General features: G+C 47.4%; 8 protein-coding genes. 2 read left to right on the forward strand and 6 right to left on the reverse strand.

Annotated features, from left to right (window positions below; all coding sequences use genetic code 11):
* Positions 1 to 57: 57 nt before the first annotated feature.
* The gene (locus tag V7051_RS06155; protein WP_334181127.1) at positions 58 to 1401 is read left to right on the forward strand and encodes an MFS transporter; all 1344 of its coding nucleotides are present in this window, start codon (positions 58 to 60) and stop codon (positions 1399 to 1401) included.
* 40 nt (positions 1402 to 1441) lie between these two features.
* Here V7051_RS06155 and lplT read toward each other — a convergent pair whose 3' ends face one another.
* Complete coding sequence (gene lplT, locus V7051_RS06160) at positions 1442 to 2611, reverse strand: lysophospholipid transporter LplT (RefSeq protein WP_333874063.1); 1170 nt, start codon at positions 2609 to 2611, stop codon at positions 1442 to 1444.
* A gap of 240 nt (positions 2612 to 2851) precedes the next feature.
* Positions 2852 to 4993 carry an AMP-binding protein gene (locus V7051_RS06165; protein WP_333874064.1) on the reverse strand — a complete coding sequence of 714 codons (2142 nt, stop codon included), beginning with the start codon at positions 4991 to 4993 and terminating at the stop codon, positions 2852 to 2854.
* 227 nt (positions 4994 to 5220) lie between these two features.
* Between V7051_RS06165 and V7051_RS06170 the strand changes: the two genes are divergently transcribed.
* Positions 5221 to 8661 (forward strand): AAA family ATPase, encoded by a 3441-nt coding sequence (locus V7051_RS06170; protein WP_333874065.1) that lies wholly within the window; start codon positions 5221 to 5223, stop codon positions 8659 to 8661.
* 58 nt (positions 8662 to 8719) lie between these two features.
* Here V7051_RS06170 and V7051_RS06175 read toward each other — a convergent pair whose 3' ends face one another.
* From V7051_RS06175 to sppA, 4 genes are all read right to left on the reverse strand, one after another.
* The gene (locus tag V7051_RS06175; RefSeq protein WP_333874066.1) at positions 8720 to 10063 is read right to left on the reverse strand and encodes an ATP-binding protein; all 1344 of its coding nucleotides are present in this window, start codon (positions 10061 to 10063) and stop codon (positions 8720 to 8722) included.
* A gap of 100 nt (positions 10064 to 10163) precedes the next feature.
* Positions 10164 to 10841, reverse strand: coding sequence for a response regulator transcription factor (locus V7051_RS06180; protein WP_333874067.1), 678 nt, complete (start codon positions 10839 to 10841; stop codon positions 10164 to 10166).
* A gap of 25 nt (positions 10842 to 10866) precedes the next feature.
* Positions 10867 to 11121 carry a PepSY domain-containing protein gene (locus V7051_RS06185; protein WP_333874068.1) on the reverse strand — a complete coding sequence of 85 codons (255 nt, stop codon included), beginning with the start codon at positions 11119 to 11121 and terminating at the stop codon, positions 10867 to 10869.
* Positions 11122 to 11359: 238 nt separating this feature from the next.
* Positions 11360 to 12325, reverse strand: a complete 966-nt coding sequence (gene sppA, locus V7051_RS06190) for a signal peptide peptidase SppA (protein WP_333874069.1) — start codon at positions 12323 to 12325, stop codon at positions 11360 to 11362.
* Between the last annotated feature and the right edge of the window lie 4 nt (positions 12326 to 12329).

Below are 12329 nucleotides of genomic sequence, written 5' to 3' on the forward strand. Positions count from 1 at the left end.
AATAATTCCTTCGATATTGAAGGATGACAACTAATGATTGTAGCGAAAGTCCAGAGTATGAATAGTGATCCAAACAAGCCGTCTACTGACGAAAACAGCCAACTCATTGGCAACGCCAGCCGTAAAGAATTGCTGGCATGGGCCTTATACGATTTTGCCAACTCCGGCTATACCACCGTGGTGCAAACCACTATATTCAGCGCTTATTTTGTTGGTGTGGTTGCCGGTGAGGCACAAGGCATCGCCCCCGGCTTATCGACCCTGCTATGGTCCCTGGCTATCGGCATTGCCAATTTTATAGTCATGATCAGCGGACCGCTAATAGGGGCCGTAGCTGATCATCGTGCTTGCAAGAAACTTTTCCTGCTGATTTCCTCCGTCGGTTGCATAGTATCCACAGCGTTGCTGGCGCTGGTCGGTCCCGGCGATATATGGCTGGGCATGGTGCTGGTTACTCTTTCCGCCATCATGTTTGCCAGCGGCGAAAACCTGATTGCCGCGTTTCTTCCGGAGATTGTGCCTGAACAGAATATGGGCAAAATGTCCGGTTACGGTTGGAGCCTGGGGTATTTCGGCGGCCTTCTGACATTAGCGATTTGCCTTGCCTACATTACCTGGGCCAAGCAACACGGGCTGGCGGAAACGCATTTTGTTCCTGTTACCTTACTGATCACCGCCGCAATCTTTGCATTAACGGCCACGCCTACTTTTCTTTGGCTTCATGAACGGGCAATTCCGGGGGCGCTAAATCAGGCCTTGTCAAACCTACAGATAAGTTATGCCAGGCTGGCGCATACATTTAAAGAAGCAGCCCGCTTTCGTGACCTGATCCGGTTTTTAATAACACTGGCCGTGTATCAGTCCGGGGTTAGCACAGTGGTGGTTCTGGCCGCCGTTTATGCCCAAGAAGTCATGGGCTTTGATACCCAATCGTTGATTGTGCTAATTATGGTCGTTAATGTAACTGCCGCCGTTGGTGCTTTTATTTGCGGACATTTACAAGATCGGATAGGGGCGATTCCCACGCTGGCAATTACGCTACTGCTCTGGATTGTCGCGGTGATGGTAGCTTTATTTGCCACCACGCCCGCAATGATGTGGGTAGCCGGAAATATTATCGGTTTGGCTATGGGGGCAAGCCAGTCTGTCGGACGCGCTTTAGTCAGTAAATTTTCACCCACCGAACGGGCAGGAGAATTCTTAGGCTTATGGGGATTGGTCAACCGCTTATCGGCCATAGTCGGGCCATTAAGCTACGGACTGATAAATTATTGGAGCAACGGCAACCACCGGATGTCATTGCTGTCGACCTTAGCGTTTTTTATCGTCGGGCTGGTTTTGCTGTTCAGGGTCAATGAGAGCAGAGGCAAAGCCGCTGCAATAATCGACAATACCGATTAACGGGTGTTCAAACCGGACTTAGCGCTGTTGCAGCGATGAATCAACTCAGCTTTTCAGGATAATTATCCGGCAGGTGCAGCGATACCAGAAAAGTCGCTATAAAAACCAATATACCCAAGCTCAACAAGGCTAAAACAGGATCGGCATGTTGTGACGCGGCATAGGTATAGCTGCCGACCGCCGCCAGCATGGCGAGATTCTGGAAAAAACCCTGCAGAGCAACCGCACTGCCGCTACCGATGCTCTGTTGCCCCAGTTCCTGCAATGCGGCGTTGACAGGAACGATAAACATGCCGCCCATTACGCCTATAAAAAACAGCATAAACCGGGCAGGCCAAATGCTGTCAGTCAGGCTCAGCGCAACGATAAATAAAGCCATTAAATAAGCGGGGACTCTGGCCCGCCGTAAATGTTCAAGAGGAATGAGTCCCGGCACCAATGCTGATCCGGCTATGATGCCGATAGCGATAAATAAGGTGAGTTCCGCAATTTCAGACGCATTTTTTGACAATAAAATCAGCGGCGCCCAAGCAACAATAATGACTCTTAATGTTCCCGCAGCAGCCCAGAATAAAGACCCGCCAAGAATAGCAAAGCGTGATCGAGGCGTAGTAAAAAACAGGCTTATTTCCCGCCAAAACATAAGCAATACCGAACCGGGAGTCGTCTTTTTGGCAATGCTGACCGGTAAAAACAGAGTGGTCAAGGCAGAGATTATAAAAATGACGATGGTTCCAATCAGCGCCCAAGCTATCGAATAATCCGCGACCTTGGCGCCTATCATCATGCCCAGCAAAATAGCCAAAATAGTGGAGCCTTCGATCCAGCTGTTCGCTTTAACCAGAAATTCATGTCCTGCCAGCTCCGGCAAAATACCGTATTTTGCCGGGCTGTAAATGGCCGCACCCACTCCGACCACGCAATAAGCAATCAGCGGTTCGACTTTGCACAGCAATAATGCTGCGCCCACCGCTTTAATCAGGTTGCCGATAATCAACACTCTGGATTTGGAATGATTATCGGCAAATCCGCCCACCCATGGCGCAAGTAATACGAAAGCAACCAAAAACGCGCTCTGCAAAGCAGGAACATACCAACTGGCCAGCTGTGTAGATTGCATCACCATCGCAATCACTGTAAATAAAATAGCGTTATCGGCAAATGCGGATAAGAACTGGGCGATCAGTAACGGATAGATTTGTTTGTTCATAATTATTTAAGGCAAAAGGCGAAGGACGAAGGGCAAAAAATACTTGCATTGCGGTTTAAGGCCGTTTCCATGAAAGAACATACCCGAATTACGCATTATTTTCTCACCACGAAGACACGAAGAGCGCGAAGAAAAAACATAAACTTCGTGTCCTTCGTATCTTCGTGGTGAATAAAAAATAAATTATACGAGGTATATTCTTTACCGGACATCGCCTAAGAATTTAGCCTTTAGCCTCTTTTATACCTTGCCGGCCGCCAGTTCCGTCACTGCAATATAATTGGTTTTACCGGTCGCCATCACCGGAATCGCATCCACAATCAAAATCTTTTTAGGCAACGATATTTGAGCCACACCTTTAGATGCCGCCGCCAAGTCAGTGACAGTCGCCTGTTTTTGGGTGGTGACCAAAATAACCTGCTCGCCTTTTTTGGGATCGGGCAGGCTGATGACAGCGTGATGCGCATCCGGCCAAGCATGGGAGGCCAACTGCTCTACTGCGGTTAATGAGACCATTTCACCGCTGACTTTGGCAAAGCGCTTGCTGCGGCCGCGAATGCTGATAAATCCCTCATTATCGACATTCACAATATCGCCGGTGTCGTACCAGCCTTCGCCATAGATCGATTTGGGCGGCACCAGCTTGCCCGGATTGTCGGCCAACAGGTAACCCAGCATGATATTGGGTCCACTGACGTGCAGCCTGCCTGCGTCTTCAATGCCTTCGACCGGCTCCAGTTTATATTCCATAGACGGCATAAATCGCCCTACAGTCCCGGCTTTAAAGTCTATCGGGGTATTGACGGAGGCGATAGGCGTCGTTTCGGTCGCGCCATAACCCTCCAGTATGCGTATGCCGAATTTATCCGCCCAGAGTTGGCGAGTGGTTTCCTGCAATTTTTCCGCACCGGCAACCACATAACGCATATTAAAAAAATCATAGGCATGGGCTTTTTTAGCATATCCGGCTAAAAAGGTATTGGTGCCGAACATAATGGTGGCGCTGATTTCATAAGCGATTTCAGGAATGACCGCGAAATGCAGAGGGGTTGGATAAAAAAAAGTGGTCATGCCATGCAATATCGGCAGCATAGTGCCGACGGTAAAGCCGAAAGAATGAAACATCGGCAGAAAGTTGAGCACCACGTCGCGCGCATTAAAATTGATCCGGGCTTCCAGCTGTTTAAGATTGGACAGAATATTGGCGTGGGACAGCACCACGCCTTTGGGCGTACCTTCAGAGCCGGAGGTAAATAAAACCACCGCCGGACTGTCAGGACTGTATTGGGTGTGTTTGTACCAGATATTTGCGGTTTTGCATTGCAGCAACGCCTGAAACTTGTCCCAAGCCGACAGGCGTGCGGCCAAATCTTCCAGATAAACCAGTTTAACCTGTTCGCCCAAGTGATCGGCTTCCTCGGTTAACTTGCCCAACTCTATAAACCGGCGGGAAGTCAAAACCGTTTTGACTTGGGCAATGTTACAAGCAGAAACCATACCGGCCGAACCGGTGGAAAAATTCAACATGGCCGGCACCCTGCCATAAAGCTGCAGGCCCAAAATAACCGACAGGGTCTTGGTCGAATTGGGTAAAAAAACCCCGATATTTTCTCCCTCGACCGTAATCTTCTTTAAAGCATTACCGATGACAACGGTTCGGGTAATTAAATTGTCATAGGATAATGGAATTCGCTCCAGATCATTGGCAACAGTATGTTTGCCGCCGTGTATTTTGCGCGCTTCAAGCAGACTGGCGAAGATGGTTTGCCGGTAATGACTGGTCGCAAACATCATTTCGGTCATAATATCGGCCAAAACATGCCCGCTGTATTTGCGACGGTTTTTGCCGGTCAAGCCTTGAGGCGGGGAAACGAAAGTATGAGGCAAAATCTGGATAGTAATTTTGGGAAATAAACGCAAGCGAACGATATTGCGCAACCTGGAAAAGTGCGTATATTCAGCCCCCTCAATCCGTACAGGCAAGATGGCCGCTTCGGACTTATCGGCAACCATACCGGTGCCGTCGTAGATTTTCATCAACGAACCGGTTACGGTAATGCGTCCTTCAGGAAAAATAACGGTGCGCGTATCGTGCTGCAAATGATGAATCAAATCTTTCAGGGATAAAGGATGGGTCGGATCCATCGGGAAAACGCGGGATAACCTCAGAAAAGGCTTTAACCACCAACGCTCGGAGATCTGGGTATTGATCGCGAAAGTGATTTCATCGGGTAGAAATACACCCAACAGTAACGGATCCAGAAAAGAAGTGTGGTTGGATATGATCAGAACGCGTTTTCCGGCATTTTTGTAGTTGTCCAGCCCTTTGATTTCAACCTTGTAAATCAAGGTCAGCAGCCAACGTAAAGTTTTTTTCAGCATTAAATTTCCTCCTTGCGCCATTTTAGCAGATGTTTTATTTAATTTTGGAACGCTAGAGTCACGGGCAATGTTTTGACTCATCAGTTATCTCTCAACTATTTTGCTTCAGTCATTATATTTCCGGCTTATTACAGCATGTCGCATAGGTGGGAAAAAATCGCCAGACAGCGTTATAATGTTTTATTTAGAAATCCCCAGCTGTTGCAAAAACTTAAAGTCGTCAACCAATGAAAATACTCAATATTCATTTTAAAAATATCAACTCATTGGAAGGCGAGAACCGGATTGATTTTGAACAATCGCCTTTTTCAGACACCGGAGTTTTTGCGATTACCGGTCCTAACGGATCCGGAAAATCCAGTATTTTAGATGCCATTACGCTGGGCCTGTATGGCGAGACTTTCCGTTTTGACCGGCCTGCCGGACATGTGATGACCCAACACACGGCGGAGTGTTTTTCGGAAATTGAATTTACCCTGGATAAGGTGAAATACCGCTCCAGCTGGCATGCACAAAGGCATGACGCGGCCCCGGAAGCTGAATTAACGCCACCTGAAATGAAACTGACCCGTTTGAGCGACGGCGAAGTGCTGGCAACCACATCCCAGCAAGTATGCGCACGAATTACTGAAATTACCGGAATGAATTTCCGTAACTTCACCCGTTCAATACTGTTGGCGCAGGGCGATTTTGCCGCATTCCTGAACGCGCTGGACAATGAGCGCATGGATATTCTGGAAAAAATCATCAGCACCGATATTTATGCGGACTATAAAAACGAAGTCAATAAAAAAGCCTCTGACGCACAACAACGCCTGGATTATTTAAAACAGGATTTATCGGTCATACCGATCATGGAACCGGAAAAGCTGGAAGCCTGCGAGCATGATTTGATCGATTTTATTGATCAATCGGCCGAGCTACGGGAGGAGCAAAGCAGCCTGAAACAGCAGAAAACCTCGCTGCAGAATGTGTTAATCCTGCAAAGCCGGATTGCCGATCAGGACAAAGCCCTGCAACAAACCAAAGCATCGGCATCAAGCGAGCAGCAAAAGCTGGATCAGCTGACGATAGCCCAGGACGCACTGCTCTTTAAAGACGATTTGGACGTGATTAAGGAAAAAAATCATGAAGTTCATCAGAGTAAAACAATACTGGCGGATTTCCGGAGCGAACTTAAGCAGATACAAAACCATATCGGCACAGGATCAGCTCCGGATAGATTGCCCCATAAATCAGTTACCGAACAAGGACAAACCCTATCCGGAATCAGAGCGCAAATAGGTCAGCTGACTTCCCAGCAACAATCGGAATCAGAATTATGGCAGTCATTAGACATACAAATTGATGATAAGACAGCCAATCTTGCTAGCGTGTCAAAATGGCTGGAAGAGCACGCCGCGGACGAATCTTTGCTGGCAAGCTTTCCCGAAACAGGCCGATTAAAAAATCTCAGGGCTGAATTGCTTGGGCTGAAAGAAAAACAAAAAACATTTACCAGATGGTCAAAAAATACGGCGGCATCACTAAAAAATAACAAATCTGCGATTGCGCAGGAAAATAAAAGAATTGCCGAATTAAAACACAAACTACCGCTGGCAGAAAAGGCGCTGGAAGGACTGGCTCAGGGTAAAAACCTGGCTGAACTTGAAGAGTTTCAACGAGAGCAACAAGAGCGGGTTAATGATTTTCGGGCACTTTATAATCTGGCTGTAGCTTATCAAAAACTGTCCAAAAGCGGTTTTAGCTTTTTCGGACTGTTCGGTCGCAAAGAGCAGCCGAACCATGATATTGAAGAGCTGGAATCCGAGCTTGCAGTCATAAAACAAGAAACCGGCCGGGAAGAAAATATTAAACTCACGCTGGAAACCGCTGTTTTCCGTGAAACATTGCTAAGAAAAATGGCCGCAGAGCGCCCGCATCTTGTCGATGGCGAGCCTTGCTTTTTATGCGGCGCATTAAAGCACCCTTATAGCCAGCATCCACCGAAAGAAGCCAACTCTCAACAAGCTCTAACGGATCAAAAGGCAAAAATAAAAGCCTTAATGATCGCTGCCGGCAAGCTGGAACTACAGCTTAAAACAGCACGAAAACTGGCGGAAAAAAATCAGGCCAACCAGACAGAACAGATTAAGATTAAATCCCAATGGCAAACCTTGAGCAACCGGCTTAACACGGCAAGCGAAGACCTGAAAATCAATAAATTAGGCTTGCTGCAACACCGGTTAAAGTCCGAAATCAGCGCATTAAAAACCATCACCGGCGTGATTGCCGACTATCGAAAAAAACAGGCCGGTATCGAGCAGCTGGCAGCCTTGATCGCCAAGAGCGAAGCCACGGTTGAACGCTTACAGCTAAACACCCAACAGCTGGATGCCGAATGGCGGCAACGTCCGAACGAAGAAATCGATTACGACGCCGTATTGGCTACCCGTCAGCAGGAAGAGCAACAACTAGCCGACAAAGTCATTGCACAATTAGCCTTACTGGGCGAAAAAATGCCCGCTAAAGGCAAAGAGGATGCGCTGTTTGACCGGCTGAATGCGCGTCGCCAGGATTATCAAAGCTATGCTTTCCGGCAAAGAAGCTTAGCCGAGGAACTGGAAACATTAAAAGCAAAAGCCGGGCACTGCCAAATTGAAATAGCCGCATGTAATGAAAAACTTGAGCGTTACAATCAGCAATTACAAAGCGAAGAAACCGTCGGCTTACATTTGGCATTAATTGAAAAACAAAAACTGATTGCCGAAAAAGAACAGCTGATTACCAAGCAGGAAGCCGAGCTCGACGTATTGAAGCAGGCATTGCAAAACAAAATCCAGGGAACGCAATTTACCAGCCTGCATGAGCTGACTGAAATATTGGAGCTGCTGCAACATCAGCCGGAACTGGAACGTCATCTGGCGGAACTGGAACAGGAAATCGACGCCAAAACCATAGAGCTGGAAAAAAGCCGACTCGAGCTGGAGACAGAAAATACACTGGTTGCAACTGAGCTAAATCCGGAGCAGTTGGATGCCCAACTAAAAAGCGTGACCGAAAAACGGGCGATAGCCGATCTGGAAGCACAACGTCTTAAACAGCTGTTGAACGAGCAAAAGCAACTTAAGCAAAAAACCGATAAGATTCTGGCGCAATTACAGGATCAGGAAGAAGTTGTCCGTCTATGCAGTGCCGAAGCCGCTCAAATAGCCGAGGAAAGCGGCATGGCTTTTCGTCGTCGGGTTCAGCAACGCGTAGCCGAACAGTTATTATCCCAAACCAATGCTGTGCTGGAAAAAGTCAGCGGCCGTTATTATCTGCGGCAAATGCCCAGCGAACAGGGCTTGGCATTGGCAGTTGAGGATACTTACCAAGGCAATGTACACCGGCTGCCCAAAACCTTGTCCGGCGGCGAGAGTTTTGTAGTCAGTCTGGCGCTGGCGTTGGGACTTTCCGAGTTAGCCAATAGCGGCAAGTCCGTGGATTCGCTATTTCTCGATGAAGGCTTCGGTAACCTGGATGCGGAAACGCTTTACACAGTCATCAGCACGCTGGAAGGCCTGCATACCCACGGAAAAACCGTCGGCGTTATTTCTCATGTTGAAGGGGTTCAAAAACGCTTTAAAGCCCAACTGCAGGTCGTTAAAAAGCCTAACGGTATGGGTATGTTGAAGCAGGTGTCATAAGCGCGGCTTTACACAATTTATCCCGTTCCGCACTACCCTGAAATCGGCGTGGAGCGAATCATGCCAAATAAACGCTCCATTTCATTCCGCCCAAGGTTTCACTCTTTTTGCCTTCCAATAGTCCGCCCAACAACCCGACTAATCCATGAACGACGGCCATGCCGATACCGTGCCCATGAATATTTTCATCGGCGCGAACGCCTCTTTTTAGAATTTCAGCCAGTTTCCCGGCCGGAATCCCCGGCCCATCGTCTTCAATCTCCAGTAATACTGCAAAATTCTTCCTGCCTTTACGTTGGTTCAGGGAGACGCTGATTTTCACTGTATGCCTGCACCACTTGCAGGCGTTATCCATCAGGTTTCCGGCTATTTCATACAGGTCGCCTTCGTCATAATAAACCAGGCTTTGTTCCGCTATTGTCATATCGAAAATCATGTTTTTGTCGATATAAACCTTATTCAGCGATGCGCTTATTTTTTTGATAATTACCGATAAATCGACGGCTCCGGAGGTTTTATGTTCGCCTTTTGCCGCAGCCCGCTGTAATTGATACTCGACGATCTCATTCATGCGGAAAATCTGCTCTTTTACCGTTTCTTTATTGACACTGAACGATTCGACACAGCCGCGTAATATCGACAGCGGCGTTTTCAGGCTGTGCGCCAAGTCTGCCAAGGCATTGCGATAACGCTCCAGATGCGCCCGCTCACTGTTGATAAAGGCGTTAAGATTACCGGCAAGACCTTCCAGTTCGGTTGCATAGTCCCCGTCCAAATGGGTTTTGCGGCCCTTTTCTATCGCCTCAAGATCTTTTACGATAATCCGCAAAGGCTTTATGCTCCAGCGCAACAAGGTCAGTTGAATCGCTATTAACACCAATCCTAAAGCCAATAACCAGACTCTTAAGGTTTTTCTAAACCGCTCCACCTGATTGCTGACAAACTGGGCGTCTTCAGTAACAGTAAAGATATATTCGCGCTCCACGCCGGCTACATTTTTCCAGATGACCGCGTAATGCAGCGCATAACGATCATGCTCGGCTAACAAAAATGCAGAATTGCCCGCGCTTAATTCCGGCGGGGGCTCTATATTGAGCCCGATAGCCGATGGCGAACGCCATACCAGATTTTTTTTTGCCAAATGTATAAAGCCGTAAAGACCGGAGCCCGGAGTTGCAAACTGTGGCTCAGGCAAATTGGCCGGCATGCTTAAATCACCGGAATTTTTAAGTTCGGCGGCCGATAGCAGCGAATACACATAAACCTGTAACTTTTCCTTTAAAGCCTGTTCGGCGCTCTCACGAAAGCCCTGTTCAAGCACCACCGATGCCAAAGCAAAGAATGCTGCAAGCACAAGGCCGGCCGAAACCAGCAGTCGAAAGCTTAATGATTTAATCTGCACTCAAGGCCTTTAGGAATAAACACGGATCGTAAGTTCTTAATAAATAGGTATCCCAAGAACTTACCTTTCATCAATAAGAAAAATATATTTGAGAACTGACTCAATCGCGCTCGGCATGAATCAGGTAACCTCGGCCACGCAAGGTTTCAATGGGTTTACGCGTACCGTCGGGATCAAGCTTTTTTCTTAATCGACCGATAAAAACCTCAAGAACATTGCTGTCGCGTTCAAAGTCTTCATCATAAATATGCGCCGTCAAAACGGATTTTGAAACCACTTCGCCCTTGCGGAACATCAGGTACTCCAATACCTTGTATTCATAAGCGGTTAATTCCAGCTTGACCCCGGACACGGTCACTTCTTGCGCCACAGTATCCAGTTCAATGTTGTCATGGGTTAATACCGGATGAGCCACTCCGGCCGAGCGCCTTATCAACGCATTAATCCTGGCCAGCAACTCTTCATAATGAAAAGGCTTAACCAGATAATCATCCGCTCCCGCTTCCAGCCCCTCTACTTTTTCCTGCCACCGGCTTCTGGCGGTTAAAATCAGGATGGGAACTGTGACTTTATCCTTACGTAAGCGCTTGATCAGTTCAATGCCGGAAAAATCGGGCAAACCAATATCGATAACGGCGGCATCAATAGGATATTCCTTACCCATGTAATAGCCGTCGCGACCGGTATTTGCAGTATCAACGGCAAAACCTTTATCCGCAAAGAATTGCTGGATCTGCTCGCAGAGTTTTTCTTCATCTTCAACAACTAGAATACGCATGTTTTTAGTCTGCTTATGCGTGAGGTTAATTGACTAATTGACCGGTTTCGGCATCAATTTTGTAATACCGGATACGGCCATCCGGCGTCAGTACTTTAATGACATGCACTGCTTTGCCATCAATTATTTCCGTTTGCGCGGCCAATACTTTGTTGTAGGTGCCTTCGATTATTTGTTTGGTAGCCTCATCCAAACTGATGGTTGCCAACAGGTTGTTTTCTGCAAAACAACAATTGGCAAACGTCAACAGAAGTACAGCTACTTTAAGCAAATTTCTCATAGGCAATCCAGAGTTATCAGCCCAAAAGATACGGCGAGGCCAACTCTTAGGCTTTGAACGACCAAAGCAAGCTTTGGACTCCAAAATCACAGATGCCGGAGTTTAAAGCTCGCTTTGTAATTTAAAAACCACGGAATTGTGTTGAGCACAAATCCATCGTCACCCTACCCAATGCGTTTTTCAAAATGCTTTGAGCAAAGAGCATTTTAACCGATGCCCCTGAATCGCTACTGAACATTTAATGCAACGACACGCCTTGAACCATACTACCGATTGCTTGTCCGAAAGATGCCCCCAACTTGCCTGCGATTTTATCGAACAACTGTTCTTGCCGAGTGAAGTCAACCAGTGTTTCTGCACCGATCAGTTCCTTGGCGACATAGTCCTGATTGCCGACGCCGTCAACTATACCCAGCTTCACGCCTTCTTCGCCTGTCCAGACCAATCCTGAAAACATGTCGGGATTCTCTTTAAGCCGGTCACCGCGACCGGCTTTAACCGCACCGATAAATTGCTGGTGCACTTGATTTAACAGGCTCTGTATATAATGAGTTTCGTCTTCTTTCGATGGCGAAAAGGGATCAAGCATGGCTTTATGCGCGCCTGCGGTGAATAAGCGGCGCTCCACGCCCAGCTTTTGCATGACATCGACAAAACCGAAGCCATCCATCAATACGCCGATAGAACCCACCAGGCTGGAAGGATTCACAAAAATCTTGTCGCTGGCCGAGACAATAAAGTAACAACCCGATGCGCAAATATCGCTGACCACCGCATAAATCGGCAAATCTGGATGTTCTTTTTTAATTTTCTTGATTTCCTCATAAACATAAGACGACTGCACCGGACTGCCGCCAGGCGAATTTGCATGCAGAATAATACCTTTGGTGTGCTTGTCTTTGACTGCATTTCTCAAACTTTCGATAATGCTGTCGGCATTGGCATCTTTGCCTTCGGCAATCATGCCGACCACATCGACAACAGCTGTATGATCTTTATTATTACCGCCAATATTCTGGCTAAACTTTGGATACATAGCCATTCCGAGCAAGGCGACCAAATACGCGAACATCAAGCTCTTAAAGAAAATGCTCCAACGTCTTGCTCTTGTTTGTTCGGTGATTGCAGAAAGAGCCAGTTTTTCAATAACCTCTCGCTCCCAGCCGGATTCGCGCGTAATTTCTGGTGTGTTCTGATTGTCCATGCCT

This window comes from Methylobacter sp., assembly GCF_036845245.1.
Classification (GTDB): Bacteria; Pseudomonadota; Gammaproteobacteria; order Methylococcales; family Methylomonadaceae; genus Methylobacter_A.

Excerpts from the sequence above, each read along its gene's own strand:
- lplT (WP_333874063.1), bottom strand. The coding sequence starts at position 2,611 with ATGAACAAACAAATCTATCCGTTACTGATCGCCCAGTTCTTATCCGCA.
- V7051_RS06155 (WP_334181127.1), top strand. The coding sequence starts at position 58 with ATGAATAGTGATCCAAACAAGCCGTCTACTGACGAAAACAGCCAACTC.
- sppA (WP_333874069.1), bottom strand. The coding sequence starts at position 12,325 with ATGGACAATCAGAACACACCAGAAATTACGCGCGAATCCGGCTGGGAG.
- V7051_RS06185 (WP_333874068.1), bottom strand. The coding sequence starts at position 11,121 with ATGAGAAATTTGCTTAAAGTAGCTGTACTTCTGTTGACGTTTGCCAAT.
- V7051_RS06180 (WP_333874067.1), bottom strand. The coding sequence starts at position 10,841 with ATGCGTATTCTAGTTGTTGAAGATGAAGAAAAACTCTGCGAGCAGATC.
- V7051_RS06170 (WP_333874065.1), top strand. The coding sequence starts at position 5,221 with ATGAAAATACTCAATATTCATTTTAAAAATATCAACTCATTGGAAGGC.
- V7051_RS06165 (WP_333874064.1), bottom strand. The coding sequence starts at position 4,993 with ATGCTGAAAAAAACTTTACGTTGGCTGCTGACCTTGATTTACAAGGTT.